This is a genomic window from Salipiger sp. ABN3_019, assembly GCF_056158605.1.
Window position 1 is genome coordinate 2078001 of the sequence record NZ_JBSWTP010000009.1, and the last position, 18367, is coordinate 2096367.

General features: G+C 64.6%; 18 protein-coding genes. 11 read left to right on the top strand and 7 right to left on the bottom strand.

All coding sequences use genetic code 11. The annotated features are described in order from the left end of the window. Positions 1 to 17: 17 nt before the first annotated feature. The 5 genes from ACXAD2_RS18200 to ACXAD2_RS18220 form a co-directional block, all read right to left on the bottom strand. A complete protein-coding gene (locus tag ACXAD2_RS18200) occupies positions 18 to 1160 on the bottom strand; it encodes an acyl-CoA dehydrogenase family protein (RefSeq protein ID WP_475172647.1) in 1143 nt (380 codons plus the stop codon). A 229-nt stretch (positions 1161 to 1389) separates the two neighbouring features. After that, on the bottom strand, positions 1390 to 2562 hold the full coding sequence (locus ACXAD2_RS18205; RefSeq protein ID WP_475172649.1) for a glycosyltransferase: 1173 nt from the start codon (positions 2560 to 2562) through the stop codon (positions 1390 to 1392). A 90-nt stretch (positions 2563 to 2652) separates the two neighbouring features. Beyond that, on the bottom strand, positions 2653 to 4095 hold the full coding sequence (locus ACXAD2_RS18210; protein WP_475172652.1) for a TRAP transporter large permease: 1443 nt from the start codon (positions 4093 to 4095) through the stop codon (positions 2653 to 2655). 1 nt (position 4096) lies between these two features. Continuing rightward, a complete protein-coding gene (locus ACXAD2_RS18215; protein WP_475172655.1) occupies positions 4097 to 4885 on the bottom strand; it encodes a TRAP transporter small permease subunit in 789 nt (262 codons plus the stop codon). Positions 4886 to 5032: 147 nt separating this feature from the next. Continuing rightward, the gene (locus ACXAD2_RS18220; RefSeq protein ID WP_193789497.1) at positions 5033 to 6082 is read right to left on the bottom strand and encodes a TRAP transporter substrate-binding protein; all 1050 of its coding nucleotides are present in this window, start codon (positions 6080 to 6082) and stop codon (positions 5033 to 5035) included. Between the two features lie 358 nt (positions 6083 to 6440). Between ACXAD2_RS18220 and purM the strand changes: the two genes are divergently transcribed. Both purM and purN read left to right on the top strand, forming a co-directional pair. Then, positions 6441 to 7487: a phosphoribosylformylglycinamidine cyclo-ligase gene (purM, locus tag ACXAD2_RS18225; RefSeq protein ID WP_066099848.1), complete on the top strand. Its 1047-nt coding sequence runs from the start codon at positions 6441 to 6443 to the stop codon at positions 7485 to 7487. Then, positions 7484 to 8074 (top strand): phosphoribosylglycinamide formyltransferase, encoded by a 591-nt coding sequence (purN, locus tag ACXAD2_RS18230; protein WP_066099850.1) that lies wholly within the window; start codon positions 7484 to 7486, stop codon positions 8072 to 8074. The genes purM and purN overlap by 4 nt, the downstream gene beginning before the upstream one ends. On the opposite strand, the gene ACXAD2_RS18235 is transcribed toward purN, so the two are convergent. Continuing rightward, the gene (locus tag ACXAD2_RS18235; RefSeq protein WP_066099857.1) at positions 8071 to 8259 is read right to left on the bottom strand and encodes a hypothetical protein; all 189 of its coding nucleotides are present in this window, start codon (positions 8257 to 8259) and stop codon (positions 8071 to 8073) included. The genes purN and ACXAD2_RS18235 overlap by 4 nt on opposite strands. A 271-nt stretch (positions 8260 to 8530) precedes the next feature. Between ACXAD2_RS18235 and rnd the strand changes: the two genes are divergently transcribed. Then, the gene (gene rnd / locus ACXAD2_RS18240) at positions 8531 to 9688 is read left to right on the top strand and encodes a ribonuclease D (protein ID WP_066099860.1); all 1158 of its coding nucleotides are present in this window, start codon (positions 8531 to 8533) and stop codon (positions 9686 to 9688) included. A gap of 96 nt (positions 9689 to 9784) precedes the next feature. Here rnd and ACXAD2_RS18245 read toward each other — a convergent pair whose 3' ends face one another. Next, complete coding sequence (locus tag ACXAD2_RS18245) at positions 9785 to 10255, bottom strand: hypothetical protein (protein WP_224900619.1); 471 nt, start codon at positions 10253 to 10255, stop codon at positions 9785 to 9787. A gap of 195 nt (positions 10256 to 10450) precedes the next feature. Between ACXAD2_RS18245 and ACXAD2_RS18250 the strand changes: the two genes are divergently transcribed. The 8 genes from ACXAD2_RS18250 (at position 10451) to bamA (ending at position 18366) form a co-directional block, all read left to right on the top strand. After that, entirely contained in the window at positions 10451 to 10861 is a 411-nt protein-coding gene (locus ACXAD2_RS18250; RefSeq protein ID WP_066099867.1) for a SufE family protein, read from the top strand. A gap of 101 nt (positions 10862 to 10962) precedes the next feature. Continuing rightward, a complete protein-coding gene (frr, locus tag ACXAD2_RS18255; protein WP_066099870.1) occupies positions 10963 to 11526 on the top strand; it encodes a ribosome recycling factor in 564 nt (187 codons plus the stop codon). 29 nt (positions 11527 to 11555) lie between these two features. Continuing rightward, positions 11556 to 12281: an isoprenyl transferase gene (locus ACXAD2_RS18260; RefSeq protein ID WP_066099873.1), complete on the top strand. Its 726-nt coding sequence runs from the start codon at positions 11556 to 11558 to the stop codon at positions 12279 to 12281. After that, a complete protein-coding gene (locus tag ACXAD2_RS18265; RefSeq protein ID WP_164179631.1) occupies positions 12278 to 13069 on the top strand; it encodes a phosphatidate cytidylyltransferase in 792 nt (263 codons plus the stop codon). Before ACXAD2_RS18260 ends, ACXAD2_RS18265 begins: the two co-directional genes overlap by 4 nt. A gap of 10 nt (positions 13070 to 13079) precedes the next feature. Further along, the gene (gene dxr / locus ACXAD2_RS18270) at positions 13080 to 14249 is read left to right on the top strand and encodes a 1-deoxy-D-xylulose-5-phosphate reductoisomerase (protein ID WP_475172669.1); all 1170 of its coding nucleotides are present in this window, start codon (positions 13080 to 13082) and stop codon (positions 14247 to 14249) included. A gap of 50 nt (positions 14250 to 14299) precedes the next feature. Then, positions 14300 to 15646, top strand: coding sequence for an RIP metalloprotease RseP (rseP, locus tag ACXAD2_RS18275; RefSeq protein ID WP_475172671.1), 1347 nt, complete (start codon positions 14300 to 14302; stop codon positions 15644 to 15646). 152 nt (positions 15647 to 15798) lie between these two features. Further along, the gene (locus ACXAD2_RS18280) at positions 15799 to 15924 is read left to right on the top strand and encodes a hypothetical protein (RefSeq protein ID WP_257784696.1); all 126 of its coding nucleotides are present in this window, start codon (positions 15799 to 15801) and stop codon (positions 15922 to 15924) included. 81 nt (positions 15925 to 16005) lie between these two features. Beyond that, positions 16006 to 18366 (top strand): outer membrane protein assembly factor BamA, encoded by a 2361-nt coding sequence (gene bamA / locus ACXAD2_RS18285; RefSeq protein ID WP_475172675.1) that lies wholly within the window; start codon positions 16006 to 16008, stop codon positions 18364 to 18366. Position 18367 lies beyond the last annotated feature (1 nt).

Consider the following 18367-nt stretch of genomic DNA (forward strand, 5'->3'; position numbering starts at 1 on the left):
CAGCGTGGGCATCTCGGTCATCGGCTTCCAATCAGGCTGCGCGCGGTGATCATGCGCATGATTTCATTGGTCCCTTCGAGGATCTGGTGCACGCGCAGATCGCGCACCAGCTTCTCGATACCGTAGTCCGCAAGATAGCCATAGCCACCGTGCAATTGCAGACATTGGTCGACCACCTTTGATCCCGCCTCGGTCACGAACTTCTTGGCCATGGCGCAGAATTTCGTGGCATCGGGCGCGCCGGTGTCGAGCTTCCACGCCGCCTGCCGCAGAAAGACGCGGGCGGCCTGCAGTTCGATTTCCATATCGGCAAGACGGAACTGCAGCGCCTGAAACTGGTCGATGCTCTGACCGAAGGCGCGGCGTTCGGCCATATAATCCAGCGTCGCATCCAGCGCCGCCTGAGCGGCGCCGAGCGAGCAGGCCGAGATATTGAGCCGCCCGCCGTCGAGCCCGGCCATGGCGTAGCGAAAGCCCTTGCCTTCCTCGCCCAGCAGATTGCCCAGCGGCACCTCGCAGCCGTCAAACTGCACCTGCCGCGTCGGCTGGCTCTTCCAGCCCATCTTCTGCTCGAGCCCGCCAAAGCTCAGCCCCTCGGTGCCATCCTCGACCAGCAGCGCCGAGATGCCCTTGGGCCCCTCAGCCCCGGTGCGGCACATGACGACATAGGCATCGGAATATCCGCCGCCGGAGATGAACGCCTTGCTGCCGGTGAGCCGATAGCTGTCGTTGCTCTTCTCGGCCTTGGTGCGCAGCGCGGCGGCGTCCGAGCCCGAGCCCGGCTCGGTGAGACAGTAAGACAGCACCGTCTGCATGCTCAGCGCGCCGGGCAGCACCCGCGCCTTCATCTCCTCCGAGCCATAGGCGTCGATCATCTTGGCGCACATATTGTGGATCGACAGGAAGGCCGCCACCGAGGGGCAGGCCATGCTGAGCGCCTCGAAGACCAGCGTGGCATCAAGCCGGGACAGCCCCGAGCCGCCGCTCTCTTCGGTGACATAAAGCCCGCCGAACCCCAGTTCCGCCAGCTTTGGCCAGAGATCGCGGGGGATGGTGCCCTCGGCCTCCCAGTCGCGGGCGAAGGGCGCGATATGCTCCTGCCCGAACGCCTTTGCCATGTCGAAGATCGCCTGCTGCTCCTCGCTCGGTGCAAACTCCATGGGGCCTCCCTTTCCCGATGGCTCCGGGGCCTCCCAACCCCGGAAATGAACACTTGTTCAGAACATGGCCGGAATCGCCCGACGATGCAAGCCGCGCACCGACGGCAGCTTCCTCTTGGCACAAATATCCCGGGGGTGAGGCGCGCAGCGCCGAGGGGGCAGCGCCCCCTCTACGAAGCGCTGGCAAGGGCCCAGTCGTCGAATGAGTATTTATGGAAAGATGAAAGGCTCAGGCCGCGTTTTCACGCAGGGCGACCACGCGGCGGATCTCGTCTTCGACCTTGCCCAGCAGGATGGCGTTGTCGAATTTCGCCTCGGCGGTGGCGCGGGCGGCGCGGGACATGGCGGCGCGGTCGGGCAGGTCGAGCACTTTCGAGATTGCCCCGGCAAACCCGGCCTCGCCCCATTCGGGCACCAGAAAGCCGGTCTCGCCCTCGGTCACCGCTTCGGGAATCCCCGCATGCAGGGTCGAGACGGTGATGCAGCCCGCGGCCAGCGCTTCTTGAATGGCGGTGGGCAGCCCTTCGGTATTGCCGTTCTTGTCGGTGATCGAATGCTGCAGGAAGGTCTCGGTGGTGAGCAGCTGCTTGCGGACCTCGTCGTGCGGCAGCGCGCCGGTGAAGGTGACCTGCTCTGCGACGCCAAGCTCGGCCGCGAGCGCCTTGGAGGGCTCAAGCAGCGGGCCATCGCCGATGAAGGTGAGATGCGCCTCGCGCCCCTTGGCGGCGGCGGCGAAGGCGCGCAGTGTCACCTGCGGCGCTTTCTTGTCGACCATCCGGCCCACGGCGAGGCAACTGCCCGGCACTTTCTCGCCCGGGACGAAACGGCGCACGTCGACGCCCGAGGGCACCACGTGGGAATTGGGGTGGGTGACGCCGTGCCTGGCGAGATTGTCGAGCAGGAACTGCGAGACCGAGAACACCCCGTCGAGCCGCGGCATCATCTTGCGGTAGCTTTTGACCCGCTGCGCCGAGGTCAGCGCGCGCGAGGCATCGGTGCCGCGGAAATAGGTGAAGACCGGCAGGTTCATCTCATTGGCAAGCTTGGCCACCACCAGCGCCTGCGTGCCGAACTCGGCGAGGATGACCTGGGCGCCCTGATCGCGCAACCAGTGCTTGAGATGGGATTTATTGGCGCCGAAGGGCAGGCGGCCCGTGCCCTCGGTCAGGGAATTCCACCCCATGGCGAGCGGTGCCAGCACTTTGTCGGAGAGCGAGAGCTTCGCGCGGCGCTCGAACAGCGGTTTGCCGTAGGGGTTCTTGCCGTTGAACCTGCCGCAGAGCACCACCGTGTCGCCGCCGAAGATGTGCTCGATATGGCGGTTGATGAAGGTCTCGCCCGGCACATGGTAGTCGGAGGTGACGATGCAGGTTTTGTACTGGGGCTTTTCAGGGCGGCTCATGCGGGATCTCCCGGGGGTCTTCGTGCCGCGCCTACATGCCCGTGAAGACCCCGCCGCGCAAGGGCGGCGGGTTCCGGTCTTAGGTCAAGGTCATTCTCCGTAGGCCATCGCTGGCAGCCATGTGGTCAGCGCCGGGAACTCGAAGACGATGAAGAGCCCCAGAAGCTGCAGCAGCACGAAGGGGATGATGCCCTTGTAGATATGCGCCAGCGTGACACCCGGCGGGCAGACGCCCTTGAGATAGAAGAGCGCAAAGCCCACGGGTGGCGTCAGGAAAGAGGTCTGCAAGGTCACCGCCACGAGGATGGCGAACCAGACCACCTGCGGATCGCGCACCTGATCAAAGCCCGGTACCGCGAGATCGAGCCCTTGGATGATCGGCAGCATCAGCGGCATGATGATGATGGTGATCTCGATCCAGTCGAGCAGGAAGCCGAGGCAGAAGACGATGAACAGGATGAAGGCGATCGTCAGGTAGGGGTTGTCGAAGGCCGAGAGCACAAGGTGCTGCACGATCTCATCGCCGCCGTAGCGCCGCAGCACGAAGGCAAAGAAGTTCGCCGCAAGGAAGATCCCGGTGATGTAGCCGGCGGTGTTGAGCGTCGAACGCGCCACCTCGCGGAACACCTTCCAGTCGAGCTTGCGGTTGAGCAGCGCGAGGAGCGTGGCCCCAAGCGCGCCGAGGCCAGAGGCTTCGGTTGGCGTCGCGACACCCACGAAGATCGAGCCCAGCACCAGCAGGATCAGCAGCATCGGCGGCACCACCGCCAGCAGCACTTCCTTCACCTCGTGCCAGCCCACGTGTTCGGACTTCTCCGGCGCGGGCATCGCGTCGGGCGAGAGGAAGCCATAGACCACGATGAAGACGATGTAGAGCGCCCCAAGGATCAGCCCCGGAAAAAGCGCCCCCATGAAGAGATCCCCGAGCGAGATCGCCAGCTGGTCCGACATGATCACCAGCATGATCGACGGCGGGATCAGGATCCCCAGCGTCCCCGCCGAGGCGATGGTGCCGGTGGCGATGGGTTTGGAGTAATTCTGCGCCATCATCGCGGGCAGCGCCATCACCCCCAGCAGCGTCACCGAGGCACCGATCACCCCGGTGGAGGCCGCAAGGATGATGCCGATCAGCAGCACGGTCAGCGACAGCCCCCCGCGCAGCGAGCCAAAGAGCTTCTGCATGGCGTGCATCATCCGCTGCGCCACGCCCGACTGGTCGAGCATCAGCCCCATGTAGATGAACATCGGCAGCGCCACGAGCACCGGGTTGTTGACGATATTGCCAAACAGGCGACCCGAAAGCGCCAGCAGGCGGTTGTATTCCAGCCCGATGCGGTCGAACTCGATCACGTCCTTGAAGTCGGCGCGGAACGGGTCGAGCAGGATTTGCGACAGGATGACGAAGATCAGGCTCACGCCTACCAGCGCCATGGCCACGGGGATGCCGCGGAACAGCATGTAGATGAAGGTCAGGAACATCGCCGCGACGGCGATCTCGTTCAGCGTCAGGAATTGGCCGAGGAACTGCAGCATCTCAGCGCTCCTTACGCGCGAAGAGACGCGCCACAACAATCACGACCGCCGAGGCGACAAGCGCCAGAGCGATGGTCTTTTTCATTTCCCACGGCCCGAAGGCGAGGTCGTCGAAGATCGGCGCGCGCGTCGCCTTGCGCATGCTGTCGATCTCGGGGTCGGTGGCCATCAGCCAGCCGACGCAGGCGTACCAGATGATCAGCTGAACACCGAAGATGGTGGAGGGCAGGGCAAAGAGCAGCTGCTTCCACAGCGCCGGGCGCGTCAGCTGCGACAGGTGGCGCACATAGGCCGACCAGATCGCCACCATGATCACGATGAAGCTGAGGTTCATCAGCGTCTTGAGGATCCACAGGTTGTGCAGCCCATTGGGGCTCGACGAGCCTTCGTCCGAGGCGATGGAGGTCAGCGCATAATCCAGCGTCACGTCCCAGCACAGCAGCACGAAGGGGAAGAACAGCCAGACCAGCGCGATGATGTCGATGATCAGCCGTTTCCGCTTGGCGAAATTGTCGTAGAAGATATCGACCCGCACGTGGCTGCCGGTGGTCACCGCATAGGCGATGCCGACCAAAACGGCGACACCGTAGAGCCACCACTGCAGGTCATCGAGCCAGGCTTGGTTGTGCCCCGCGCCGCGCAGCAGGACCTGCGCGCAGATGGCGATCATCAGGATCGGGAACAGCCAGGCGACGATGTTGGACAGATGCACGATGAGCCTGTCGCCCCGGTTCTGGTCCTTGCGTCCGATCTCTCCGGGGTCGGAGATGGCGACCTTGAAATCCTCCACGGGCCTTGTCCTTTGCTTTGCCTGCCTTGGTCGGGGATGCGCGCCGCGCCCAGGCGGGCGTCTCGACGCGAAAACGGCGCGCCAGCGTGAGACCGGGGCGCGCCGGGAAGGGCCGGACCCGAAGGCCCGGCGCTCAGCCGCTCGCTGTTATTTCCAGGGACGCGGCAGGTAGATGTTGTTGTACCAGGTGGAGTAGCCCTCGCGGAACTCGCTGAGGTCGGCCCAGGTCTTGGCGAACATCTCGTCCTCGGCCTTCAGCTCCTCCACCACCTCAAGCCACGCCGCTTCGAATTCCTTCAGCTGCTCGGGCGTCCAGTTCTTGATCGTCACGCCATGCTCTTCGACGTTCTCGACCATCGCCGGGAAGTTCTTGGCCTCGCCTTCCGCAAAGTTGTCGGTGAGGTTGGCCATGCAGGCGATCTCGATCTGCTTCTGGCTCTTCTCGTCCAGATCTTCCCAACGATCCTTGTTGATCAGCAGTTCGAACATGGTGGCGGGCTGGTGCCAGCCGGGGAAGTAGTTGAACTTGGCGATGTTGTAGAAGCCGAGGTTCGCATCCACCAGCGGCATCGAGAACTCGGTGGCGTCGATCGCGCCGCGCTCCAGCGCCGGGAAGATGTCGCCCGCGCCCAAGAGCGAGGTCGACACGCCCATCTTCTGCATCACCTCGGCGCCAAGGCCGAAGAAGCGCATGTTCAGGCCCTTGAGGTCCTCGAGCGAAGTGATCTCTTCCTTGAACCAGCCCGAGGTTTCGGGCGCGTAGGAGCCGCAGAGCACCACATGCACGTTGTAGCCGTTGGTGTCATACATCTCCTGGAACAGCGTCATGCCGTCATCATAGAGCATCCACGCCAGCATCTCGCCCGGCTCCGGGCCGAAGGGCACGGCGGCGAAAAGGCCCGCGGCGGGCATCTTGCCCTGCCAGTAACCCGAGGTCGAATAGGCCGCATCCACCGAGCCGTTCGACACCGCGTCGAGCATCTCCAGCGACGGCACCAGCTCGCCCGGATCGAAATGCTCGAACTCGACGCTTTCCGAGATGTTGTTGATCTTGTCGACGAAATTGACCGCCGCGGTGCCGAGGATCGGCAGGTTCTTGGAATAGCCCGAGGTCATCTCGAGCAGTTCCTGCGCCGAGGCTGCCCCTGCAAAAGCAAAAGCGGCGGCCGAAACGGCCGTGAAGGTCTTGTTGATCATGTCTTTCCTCCCTGAAGCAGCGTCCCCTCCCAAGGACACCGCAGGCATTTGTGCCTGTCGCGAAAGCTAGCCAAGCCTCACGCGGCTGTGAATACCCAGTAGTACGTATGCGCCCGCAAGAAAGTTACTTACGCTGCGGAAATCCCGGAACTTTCCACCCCGCGCACTCCGTGCCGCCGCGGCCCTTTCATCTTTCCAAAAATACTCAAAACCCGCCGCCGCCCAGCCTTCCCCTTGCCTTTCATTGTTCCCCAAATACGCTTCGCACCGCCCGCGCTGACCGAACGTCGGGCAAGGGCGCTTTTCATCGCCCTCCGCCTGCGCTATTCCCGCGCGAAACGGGGTCTCGGAGGTTGGCATGACCGAAGGTAAGAACGGCATCACCTATGCGGATGCAGGCGTGGATATCGATGCGGGCAACGCGCTGGTCGAGCGGATCAAACCCGCGGCCAAACGCACCAGCCGCAGCGGCACGATGTCGGGTCTGGGCGGCTTCGGCGCGCTTTTTGACCTGAAAGGCGCGGGCTATGAGGATCCGATCCTCGTGGCGGCGACCGACGGCGTGGGCACCAAGCTGCGCATCGCAATCGACACCGGCCATGTGGACGGCGTGGGCATCGACCTTGTCGCCATGTGCGTCAACGATCTGGTCTGTCAGGGCGCAGAGCCGCTGTTCTTCCTCGATTATTTCGCCACCGGCAAGCTCGACACCGACAGCGCCGCGCGCGTCATCGAGGGCATTGCCGAGGGCTGCGTGCGCTCGGGCTGCGCGCTCATTGGTGGCGAGACCGCCGAGATGCCGGGCATGTATCCGGCGGGCGATTTCGACCTTGCGGGCTTTGCCGTGGGCGCCATGGAGCGCGGCACCGACCTGCCGAGCGGCGTGGTCGCGGGCGATGTGCTGCTGGGTCTGGCCTCGGATGGCGTGCATTCGAACGGCTATTCGCTGGTGCGCAAGCTCGTCGAAGTTTCCGGCCTTGGCTGGGACGCAGATTGCCCCTGGGCCGAAGGCTCGCTTGGCGAGGTGCTGCTGACCCCGACCCGGCTTTACGTCAAACAGGCGCTGGCGGCGGTCCGCGCGGGCGGCGTGCATGCTCTGGCCCATATCACCGGCGGCGGCCTGACCGAGAACCTGCCGCGCGTGCTGCCCGAGGGCTGCGGCGCGAGTATCGACCTGGGTTCTTGGGAGCTTCCGGCGATCTTTGGCTGGATGGCTGAGGTGGGCGGCATCTCCGAGGCCGAGATGCTCAAGACCTTCAACTGCGGCGTCGGCATGATCCTGTCGGTTTCGGCGGACCGCGCCGAGGCGCTGAAAGCGCTGCTCGAGGCCGAGGGCGAGACGGTCTACACGCTCGGCACAGTGACCGAAGGGCAGGGCGTCTCCTACGAGGGCAGCCTCAAGTGAAACGCGTCGCGATCTTCATCTCGGGCGGGGGCTCCAACATGGTGACGCTGGCCGAGAGCATGACCGGAGATCACCCGGCCCGCCCGGTTCTGGTACTTTCGAACAACGCCGATGCCGGCGGGCTGAAGAAGGCCGAGGCGATGGGCATTCCTACCGCCGTGGTCGATCACCGCCCGTTCAAGGGCGACCGCCCCGGCTTCGAGGCGGCGCTGCAGGCGGAACTCGACAAGGCGCAGCCCGACATCCTGTGTCTGGCGGGCTTCATGCGCGTGCTGACCGCGGGCTTCGTCGAGCCGTGGAAGGGGCGGATGCTGAACATCCACCCCTCGCTCTTGCCGAAGTATCGCGGGCTGCACACCCATGCGCGGGCGCTGGAGGCGGGCGACGCCGAGCACGGCTGCACCGTGCATGAGGTCACGCCCGAACTCGATGACGGCCCGCTGCTGGGTCAGGCGCGGGTGCCGGTGCTGGCGGGCGACACGCCGGACACGCTGGCCGCCCGCGTGCTGGAGATGGAGCACAAGCTCTATCCCGCCGTGCTCCGCCGCTTTGCCGCGGACGACAAGACGCCGGTGCTGCTGCCTTAAGGCACCAGCGCCGCCGCATTGCCATGCCAGTCAAGCTGCTGCGCCGCGCCGGGTTCAGGGGCGGGCGCAAGCAGGGCGGGAAGGCCGATCAGCAGCAGCAAGGCAAGCGCCGCAAGTCCAGCGGTGACGCCGCCGTGCGGGGCGGGGCGGGCGGTGTAGCTATAGGCAAGGTCGAGCGAAGTCATGGGAGGAACTCCTCTTGGGGTTGCGGTGTGATTTCGAATTACCCGCAACATAGGCGCCTGCGATCCTTCGCAAAAACGAATGCTTGTCGCCTACGTCATCACGCAGCGTGATGAATCCACCAAGCCCTTGGCGCCCAACACCTTCCTCGCGCCGCGCTTGATGCCAAAAGGCGGCGCTCTGAGGCTTTCTTGCATCGCCGCTTTGAACTTCCTCGCGCGAAGGTGTAGGAGGCGCGATAACCAAGAGAAACAAGAACCAGCCGGTGCCTGAATGAAGACATTGACCAAGACGGACGAGCTTGCGGAGTTCTGCGCCGAAGCCGCCAAAGCGCCTTACGTGACCGTGGACACCGAGTTCCTGCGCGAGCGCACCTATTACTCCAAGCTCTGCCTGATCCAGCTGGCGATCCCGGGCACTGGCGAAGAGAATGCCGTTCTGGTCGATCCGCTGGTCGAGGGCCTGTCGCTCGATCCGCTCATGGAGCTGTTCCGCAACACCGATGTGGTCAAAGTCTTCCACGCCGCGCGGCAGGATCTCGAGATTTTCTTCATCGACAACGGGGTGATCCCGCAGCCGCTTTTCGACACGCAGGTCGCCGCGATGGTCTGCGGTTTCGGCGAGCAGGTAGGCTATGAGACGCTGGTCAAGCGCATCGCCAAGCAGCAGCTCGACAAAAGCTCGCGCTTCACCGACTGGTCGCGCCGCCCGCTGACCGAGGCGCAGAAGAAATACGCGCTGGCCGATGTGACGCATCTGCGGGTGATCTACGAGTTTCTCGCCGCCAAGCTCGAAGAGACCGGGCGCGCGCATTGGGTGGCCGAAGAACTGGCGACGCTCACCGATCCCGAGACCTATATCACCCGCCCCGAAGAGGCGTGGCTGCGCGTGCGCACCCGCTCGTCGAGCCCGCGGTTTCTGGCCATCGTGCGCGAGCTTGCCGCCTTCCGCGAGAATTACGCTCAGACCCGCAACATCCCGCGCAACCGGGTGTTCAAGGATGACGCTCTGGCCGAGCTTGCCTCGACCAAGCCGGTGACCATGGAAGACCTCGGACGCTCGCGCCTGCTGCTGCGCGAGGCGCGCAAGGGCGCGATCGCCGAGGGCATCCTCGCCGCGGTGAAGGCCGGAACCGACGCGCCCAAGGAAAGCCTGCCGCAGGTCGATGCCAGCCGTGACCAGCTACAGGTCAACCCGGCGCTGGCGGATCTGCTGCGCGTGCTGCTGAAGGCCAAGACCGAAACCTCCGGCGTCGCCTCGAAACTGATCGCCCCGGCTGCCGAGCTTGATGCGATCGCCGCGGGCCAGCGCGACGTGAAGGCGCTCAGCGGCTGGCGGCACGAGGTCTTCGGTGCCGATGCGCTGCGGCTCTGCGCGGGCGAGATCGGCCTTGCCGCGAAGGGCAAGACGGTTCAGGTCATCGAGATCTAAAAACAAAAGGGCGCGCGGCTCAGGCCTGCGCGCCCCAACTCTCTTTGAAGAGAGTTGCAAAAGCCTTCAAAGGCTTTTGCCTCCCCCCAAACACTCTCAGCGGCTGATGCTCTGCGCGTTGCGCAGCCCTTCGACGCGCAGCGCGCGGTAGGGCGCGAGGGCTTTGTCGCTCAGCCACAGGCCCGCGGTCACCGTGCGGGCCAATTCGCCGCCGGTGCGCGGCCCGGGCAGTTGCAGCGCCAGCAGGCGGAAGGTCAGCGTGCCGGTGTCTTCCGAGCCCTCGACCGGCACCAGCCGCACATCGAAGGGGCCGGGATAATCGGCGACACCGGTGACGCGCAGGATCGCGCCGCCCGGGCGCCGCTCCAGCAGCAGCTCTGTGATCACGCCGACCGGCTGGCCGGGATAGACCTCATCCTTCTTGGTAAAGAAGCTCACGGCGCTGCGCTGCGGGATCAGCGGGTTGTTCACCCCGGTCTCGGCGCTCACGCTCGGTGCCTCGCTCTGGCCGCCACAACCGGCCAAAGCCAGCGCCGAAATCATCACGACCGATACGGTTTTGAACATGGTGCAACTGCCCTTTGCCTGTCTTGCCTCCGGGGTTAGCGCATCGCGGCGGGCTTGAAAAGCGCGGTTTGCCGGGGCTGGACCTTTGCCGCCCCGCCGCCTACCTCTTGGCACCGATCGTGCTGGTGCAATGAGATGGGCAAGGGGATCCGCTCCGGGCCCATGCACCTATGGACGCAGGCAGCAGGAGCGCAGATGGCACAGGCAGGTTTCGAGGAACTGGTCGAGGATTTCGAATTTCTCGAGGATTGGGAAGACCGCTACCGCACGGTGATCGAACTGGGTAAGGCGATGGCGCCGCTGCCCGAAGCGCTGAAGGTGCCCGCCACCAAGGTCGAGGGCTGCGCCAGTCAGGTCTGGCTGCATCTGACGTGGGATGCGGGCAAGCTGCAGTTCGAGGGCGAGAGCGACGCGATGATCGTGCGCGGCCTGATCGCCGTGCTGCACCGGCTCTACGACGGGCTGGCGGCGCCCGAGGTGCTGAAGATCGACGCCCGCGCCGAATTGGGGCGGCTGGGTCTGAACGAGCATCTTTCCGCGCAGCGCTCCAACGGGCTTCGTGCCATGGTAGAGCGTATTCGCGAGCAGGCAGCCGCCGTAGCGTGAGGCTTCTGCGGCGCCTGAAGTGGCCGCAAACCGCTATACATCCGGGCGCCTGTGGCTTAGAACGCCTTTTAACAGGAATGACTTGAACGGGCAGAACCAACATGTCTGAAGACTTCGAACTCGACACCGCTGACCTGCAGCGCCGCATGGACGGCGCCATGGCGAACCTCCGCACCGAATTCGCGTCGCTGCGGACCGGCCGCGCCTCGGCCTCGATGCTCGAGCCGGTGCAGGTCGAAGCCTATGGCTCCATGACGCCGATCAATCAGGTCGGCACCGTCAACGTGCCCGAGCCGCGTATGGTCACCATCAACGTCTGGGACAAGGGCCTTGTGGGCAAGGTGGAAAAGGCGATCCGCGAGAGCGGCCTCGGCATCAACCCGCAGCTCAACGGCACGATCATCATGCTGCCGATCCCCGAGCTCAACGAAGAGCGCCGCCGCGATCTGACCAAAGTGGCCGGTCAATATGCCGAACACGCCCGCGTCGCGGTTCGCAACGTCCGCCGCGACGGCATGGACCAGATCAAGAAGGCCAAGGCAGACGGCATGTCCGAGGATGACCAGAAGTTCTGGGAAACCGAGGTGCAGGAGCTGACCGACACCTACATCAAAAAGGTCGACGCCGCGCTGGAGACCAAGCAAGAAGAGATCATGCAGGTCTGAGGCGGAAACGCCCGAAGCGAGGAGGGCAGATGCCCAAACCGATCCGAGACGGCAATGGCCCGCGCCACGTGGCCATCATCATGGACGGCAATGGCCGCTGGGCGACCCAAAGGGGACGTCCGCGGCTGTTTGGCCACCACGCAGGCGCAAAGCGGGTCCGCGAGATTGTCGAGGCCTGCCCCGATGCCGGGGTGCAATATCTGACGATCTTTGCCTTCTCGACCGAGAACTGGAAGCGCACGCAGACCGAGGTGGCCGGGCTCATGAGCCTGTTCCGCCGCTACATCCAGAAAGAGGCGCGCGCACTGCACGCCGAAAACGTGCGGGTGCGCTTCATCGGCGACCGGGTCAAGCTCGACAAGAAGCTGATCACGCTGATGGACGAGCTTGAGGTGATGACCGAGGGCTGCACCGGGGTGAACCTCACCATCGCGATCAACTACGGCGGACGCGACGAGGTGGCCCGCGCCACCAAGCGGCTGGCGCAGGATGTGGCCGCCGGGCGGCTCGATCCCGAAGAGGTCAACGAAGAGACCCTGCCGCGCTATCTCGACACCTGCGTGCTGCCCGATCCCGATCTGGTGATCCGCACCTCGGGCGAGGCGCGCATTTCGAACTTCCTGCTGTGGCAGTCGGCCTATGCCGAATATGAGTTCGTCGACACGCTCTGGCCGGATTTCTCGGCCGAGGAATTTTCTACATTGATCGGCGGCTATGGCGCGCGGGACCGGCGCTATGGCGGGGTGAAGGCATGAACAGCACACGTTGGAGCGATCTGGGGCCGCGCATGGCCTCGGCGGCGGTGCTTATCGTCGTCGCCCTGGTCTGCGTCTGGCTCGGTGGCATCTGGTGGCGCGCCGCCATCGCGCTGGCCTGCGGCGGCATGGTCTGGGAACTGGTCAACATGGTGGACACCAACCGCCATCGCTCGGCCAAAATCCTCGCCGCTGTCGCGGGGGCCTGCGCGCTGGCCGCGATCTACCTGCCGCCCGCCTTTGCGCTGCCGCTGCTGCTGCTGCCGTCCATGGCGGGCTTTGGCCAGATGCAGCGCGGCGGCGTGACCTATGCGGTGTTCACCGCGATGATCATGCTGGCGGGCTATGGCATCATGGCGCTGCGCTCGGATTTCGGCCTGACGTGGATGCTGTGGATGGTCACCGTGGTGGTCGTCACCGATGTGGCGGGCTATTTCGCGGGCCGCGCCATCGGAGGGCCAAAGCTGTGGCCGCGCGTGAGCCCCAAGAAGACATGGTCGGGCAGCGCCGCAGGCTGGATCGGTGCCGCCATCGTTGGTGCGATCTTCGCGATGATCTCGCGCGAGGCGGGCTTTGGTCTGATCGGTGTGTCCATCGCCATCTCCATGGCGAGCCAGATCGGTGACATGGCCGAAAGCACCATCAAGCGCCGCGCCGGGGTCAAGGACAGCTCGAACCTGCTGCCGGGCCATGGTGGGCTGCTCGACCGCTTCGACGGCATGCTGGGCGCCGCGCTCTTCTTGCTGATCGCGGGGCAGATCGTCGACTTCCCGCCGGGTGTTGAGTGAGACCGTCGACATGAGGCGCATTTCCATTTTCGGCGCGACCGGCTCGATCGGTCAGAACACGCTCGACCTGATCGCCCGCGACCCCGAAAGCTACCATGTCGTCGCGCTGACTGGCGGCAAGAACGTCGCGCAACTAGCGAAAGACGCACGTAAATTCGGCGCCGAGATCGCCGTAACCGCTGACCCTGCGTTGCTGCCCGAACTGCGCGCGCGGCTGGCGGGCTCCAATGTCGAGGCCGCTGCCGGGCCGGAAGCGATCTGCGAGGCGGCAAGCCGTCCGGCGGATTGGGTGATGTCCGCCATCGTCGGCGCCGCTGGTCTTGCGCCGGGGCTGAAGGCTTTGGAACAGGGCGCCACACTGGCGCTCGCCAATAAGGAAAGCATGGTCTGCGCCGGTCCGCTGGTGCTGCACACCGCACAGGCCCATGGCGGCCGCGTGCTGCCGGTGGACAGCGAGCATTCGGCGGTGTTTCAGGCCCTGATCGGCGAGGAAATGAGCCGCGTCGAGCGGGTGATCATCACCGCCTCGGGCGGGGCGTTCCGCGACTGGCCGCTGGAGAACCTGGCCAGCGCCACCCCCGAACAGGCGGCGACGCACCCCAATTGGGCCATGGGCCAGCGGATCACCATCGACTCCGCCTCCATGTTCAACAAAGCGCTGGAAGTCATCGAGACCAAAGAGTTTTTTGACCTTGATCCAGCCAAGATCGAGGTGGTCGTCCACCCCGAGAGCATGATCCACGCGCTGGTCGGCTTCTGCGATGGGGCGCTGATGGCGCATTTGGGCCCGCCGGACATGCGCCATGCCATCGGCTTTGCCCTCAACCACCCGTCGCGCGCAGAGCTTCCCGTGGAGCGGCTGGATCTGGTGAAGCTCTCGCAGCTGACCTTCCGCCCCGCCTGCGAGACCCGCTGGCCGGCGCTGCGGCTGGCGCGCGAGGTGATGCAGGCCGGGGGGCTTGCCGGGGCGGTTTTCAACGCCGCCAAGGAACAGGCGCTGGATGCCTTCATCGAAAAGCGCATCGGTTTTCAGGACATGGCGAAGGTCGTTGAACAAACACTTGAACATGTGTTGGCCGAGAGTGATCTGGCCAGCGCCGCCATCACCCTTGATAACGTGCGCGGCGCTGACCATCTCGCTCGGGAGACCGCGCGCGCGCTGATGCTGCAGCACCATTGAGCCTCGCCGCCTCGGCGGGGTGAGTGAACTGATTTGAAAGGGCCGAGCTTTTGGAGATCACCCAGTTGCTTCCGGAATTCGGAGGCCTCATCTGGACGCTTCTGGCGTTTGTCATCGCGCTTTCGGTGATCGTCGCGATCCATGAATACGGCCATTACATCGTCGGGCGCTGGTCTGGGATCCATGCCGATGTCTTTTCGCTTGGCTTCGGGCCGGTTCTGCTGAGCCGTGTCGACAAACGCGGCACGCGCTGGCAACTCGCGGCGCTGCCCTTTGGCGGCTATGTGAAGTTTAAGGGCGACTCCAACGCCGCCAGCGGCACCTCTGACGAAGAGGTGATGCGCCAGATGACCGCCGAAGAGCGCCGCCAGACCATGACCGGCGCGCCGCTCTGGGCCCGCGCGGCCACCGTCGCGGCAGGGCCGGTGTTCAACTTCGCGCTGACCATTCTGCTTTTCACCGGCATCTTCATGTTCCAGGGCAAGGTGGCCGAGCCGCTGACCGTGGGTGAGCTGCGTGCCACGCCCAGCGAGCAGGAATTGCAGGTCGGCGACGTGCTGCTTGGGATCGAGGGCACGCCCACACCGTCCTTTGACGATGCTGAAGGCTTCGAGGCGTTCCTCGAAGGTCTGCCGCAGCAGAACACGCTCACCTATGACGTCGAGCGCGATGGCACGCGCATGGAGGTCACCGGCCCCTATGTCTATCCGCCGGTCGTCTCGCAGGTGGTGCCGCGCTCGGCGGCCATCGACGCAGGCATGGAGGCGGGCGACGTCATCATGTCGATCGACGGGGTGCCGATCTTTGCCTTCGACCAGCTCAAGCAGCGGGTCGAAAGCTCGGATGGCGAGACGTTGGGGCTGGAGGTGTGGCGCAACGGCGAGATCCTTGATCTTGCGCTGACGCCGAAGCGGACCGACGAGCCGCTGCCCGATGGCGGCTTCCAGACGGTCTATCGGATCGGCATCGTCGGCGGCATGGTGTTCGAGCCTGCCACCGAAGCCGCCGGGCCGGTCGAGGCGGTGCAGGGCGCGGTGCTGCGCACCTATGACATCGCGGCGGGCTCGCTGTCGGGGCTGTGGCACATGATCGCGGGCAACATCTCGTCGTGCAACCTGTCGGGCCCCATCGGCATCGCCGAGACCTCGGGGGCCATGGCCTCGCAGGGCGGGCAGAGCTTCCTGACCTTCATCGCGGTGCTGTCGACCGCCGTTGGCCTGCTGAACCTCTTCCCGGTGCCGGTGCTGGATGGCGGGCATCTGGTGTTCTATGCCTATGAGGCCGTCGCCGGCAAACCGCCGTCGGACAAAGCGCTGCGGATGCTGATGTCTGTCGGCCTTGTGCTGATCCTGAGCCTGATGGTCTTTGCGCTGACCAACGACCTTTTCTGCCCCTGATCGGGGAGACTGCGGGCAAAGCGCGGGCAGGGCGGGCCATTGGGCTCGCCCGCCACCCGAAAAATTTCCCGAGCGGCGCATAATCCCGCCGTAAATCAGCCATAATGCACCGATATTTCCCGAGCTTCAGGTATAGCACGTCGGGGGATAAGATGCAGACCCTACAGAATGGTTATCGCGGGCTCGGCCTGCTGCTTTCGATCAACTGGGAACGGATGTTCTTCCCGGCGGTGATCCTTGCCGCGTTGTATTTTGGCGCCTTCCTCGGAACTCTTTGAGACATCGCCGTTTCGTCTTTTGACAAGACCACTTCCAGCCGCTACTCACTTAAAAAAAACACGGCGGAGTGGACAGCGAGCATGAGCATCGGGCAGAAGACGGGCAGCCCCCGCATCAGGACTTACGCGCACCGCGCTGGCGTTTCGGCGCTGGCGCTTTCGCTTGCGGCGGCAGTGACCTTTACGGCACTTCCCGAAGCGGTTTTCGCGCAGTCCTATTCGTTCAATCAGGTTCAGATCGAAGGCAACGAGCGGATCGAATCCGGCACCATCCTGAGCTATGCGGGCATCGCTCGCGGCCAGACCGTGGATGCCGGGGAACTCAACGCCGCCTATCAGCGGATCGTTGAATCGGGGCTCTTTGAGAGCGTCGAGATCACCCCGCGCGGCAACACGCTGGTGATCGAAGTCACCGAGTTTCCGACGGTCAACCAGATCGCCTTTGAGGGCAACCGCCGCCTCAAGGACGAAGACCTTGCCGCCATCGTGAAAACCCAGTCGCGCCGCGTCTACAGCCCGCGTCAGGCCGAGGCCGATGCCGCTCAGATCGCGCAGGCCTATGTCCAGCAGGGCCGTATCGCCGCGCAGGTCACGCCGAAGCTGATCCGCCGTTCGAGCAACCGCGTCGATCTGGTGTTCGAGATCTTCGAAGGCGGTGTCACCGAGGTCGAGCGTATCGGCTTTGTCGGCAACCAGGCCTATTCCGACGGACGCCTGCGCCGCGTGATCGAAACCAAACAGGCCGGGCTTCTGCGCGCGGTGATCCGCAGCGACACCTACATCGAAGACCGCGTGGCCTTTGACCGCCAGCTGCTGCAGGATTTCTACGCCTCGCGCGGCTACGTCGATTTCCGCGTGACCGGCGTCAACGCCGAGCTTTCCGAAGAGCGCGACAGCTATTTCCTGACCTTCAACGTCGAAGAGGGCCAGCAGTTCGACTTTGGCCGCATCGGCGTTGCCAGCGATCTGCCGGAAGTGAACGTCGAGAGCTTCCGCAACGCGCTGAGCCTCAAGTCGGGCCGCGCCTATTCGCCCGCAGAGGTCGACAAAGAGATCATCCGTCTCGAGCGTCTGGCCACCCAGCAGGGGCTGAACTTCGTGCGCATCGAGCCGCAGGTGACGCGCAATGAGCGCGATCTGACGCTGGATGTGACCTTCAACCTGATCCGCGGGCCGCGCATTTTCGTCGAGCGCATCGACATCGAAGGCAACACCACCACGCTTGACCGCGTTGTGCGTCAGCAGTTCGACACCGCCGAGGGCGATCCGTTCAACCCGCGCGCCATCCGCGAGGCTGCAGAGCGCATCCGCGCGCTCGGCTATTTCTCGGACGCGCAGGTGGAGGCCCGCGAAGGCTCGACCCCGCAGCAGGTCATCGTCGATGTGAACGTCACCGAACAGCCCACCGGCTCGATCGGTTTTGGCGGCTCTTATTCGACGACCGATGGTTTCGGCGCGTCGATCTCTTTTGCCGAGCAGAACTTCCTTGGCCGTGGCCAGCGTCTGTCCTTCGGCATCAACACCGCGTCGAGCACCCAGAGCTATACGTTCAACTTCGTGGAGCCCGCATTCCTTGGCCGCGACGTCGCCTTCGGCCTCGCGCTGAGCTACAAGGAAACCTCCTACGACAGCGCCGACTATGACACGGCGACCGGGATTTTCCGGCCCAGCCTGACCTTCCCGATCTCGGAAAACGGCCGCCTCGGCGTGCGCTATACCGCGCGGTACACCGACATCATCGACGAGGATGATGAGGTCGGCAACATCGTGACTGCCGAAGCGCAGGAAGACGCACGCTGGGACAACATGGTCGGCTATACGCTGAGCTATGACACCCGTCGCAGCGGGCTGGAAACCGACCGCGGCATCCTGCTTGAGTTCGGTCAGGACTTCGGCGCGGGCGGCGACGCCCAGTTCATCCAGACCGACGTGCGCGCCATCGCGCAGACCATGGTCTGGAACGACGAGGTGACGCTGCGGGCCACGCTGCAGGGTGGGGCGCTCAACTACATGGAAGGCGACAGCCGCGTGACCGACCGCTACATGCTCACCGAGAGCATGCTGCGCGGCTTCGAATACGCGGGCATCGGTCCGCGCGAGTACAACTCGGAGGATGATGTCAACTCCCCGCTGGGCGGCAACTACTACGCCTCGCTGCGGTTCGACGCGGAATTCCCGCTCGGCCTGCCCGAAGAATATGGCATCAGCGGTGGCGTGTTCTACGATATCGGCTCGGTCTGGGGCCTGTCCGACGAAACGCTCGCCAAGGCGGATGGCAACGACGTGCTCTATGAGGATTTCACCGCGCGCTCTGCGATCGGCGTGTCGATCCTCTGGGACTCGGTGCTTGGGCCGCTGCGCCTGAACTTCTCGACCCCGGTGTCGAAGGAAGACCATGACAACGAGCAGAACTTCAGCCTCTCGCTGTCCAGCACCTTCTGAT

Coding starts and splice junctions, on each gene's coding strand:
- ACXAD2_RS18200 (WP_475172647.1), bottom strand. CDS start 1,160: ATGGAGTTTGCACCGAGCGAGGAGCAGCAGGCGATCTTCGACATGGCA.
- ACXAD2_RS18205 (WP_475172649.1), bottom strand. CDS start 2,562: ATGAGCCGCCCTGAAAAGCCCCAGTACAAAACCTGCATCGTCACCTCC.
- ACXAD2_RS18210 (WP_475172652.1), bottom strand. CDS start 4,095: ATGCTGCAGTTCCTCGGCCAATTCCTGACGCTGAACGAGATCGCCGTC.
- ACXAD2_RS18220 (WP_193789497.1), bottom strand. CDS start 6,082: ATGATCAACAAGACCTTCACGGCCGTTTCGGCCGCCGCTTTTGCTTTT.
- purM (WP_066099848.1), top strand. CDS start 6,441: ATGACCGAAGGTAAGAACGGCATCACCTATGCGGATGCAGGCGTGGAT.
- ACXAD2_RS18235 (WP_066099857.1), bottom strand. CDS start 8,259: ATGACTTCGCTCGACCTTGCCTATAGCTACACCGCCCGCCCCGCCCCG.
- rnd (WP_066099860.1), top strand. CDS start 8,531: ATGAAGACATTGACCAAGACGGACGAGCTTGCGGAGTTCTGCGCCGAA.
- ACXAD2_RS18245 (WP_224900619.1), bottom strand. CDS start 10,255: ATGTTCAAAACCGTATCGGTCGTGATGATTTCGGCGCTGGCTTTGGCC.
- ACXAD2_RS18250 (WP_066099867.1), top strand. CDS start 10,451: ATGGCACAGGCAGGTTTCGAGGAACTGGTCGAGGATTTCGAATTTCTC.
- frr (WP_066099870.1), top strand. CDS start 10,963: ATGTCTGAAGACTTCGAACTCGACACCGCTGACCTGCAGCGCCGCATG.
- ACXAD2_RS18260 (WP_066099873.1), top strand. CDS start 11,556: ATGCCCAAACCGATCCGAGACGGCAATGGCCCGCGCCACGTGGCCATC.
- ACXAD2_RS18265 (WP_164179631.1), top strand. CDS start 12,278: ATGAACAGCACACGTTGGAGCGATCTGGGGCCGCGCATGGCCTCGGCG.
- dxr (WP_475172669.1), top strand. CDS start 13,080: ATGAGGCGCATTTCCATTTTCGGCGCGACCGGCTCGATCGGTCAGAAC.
- ACXAD2_RS18280 (WP_257784696.1), top strand. CDS start 15,799: ATGCAGACCCTACAGAATGGTTATCGCGGGCTCGGCCTGCTGCTTTCG.
- bamA (WP_475172675.1), top strand. CDS start 16,006: ATGAGCATCGGGCAGAAGACGGGCAGCCCCCGCATCAGGACTTACGCG.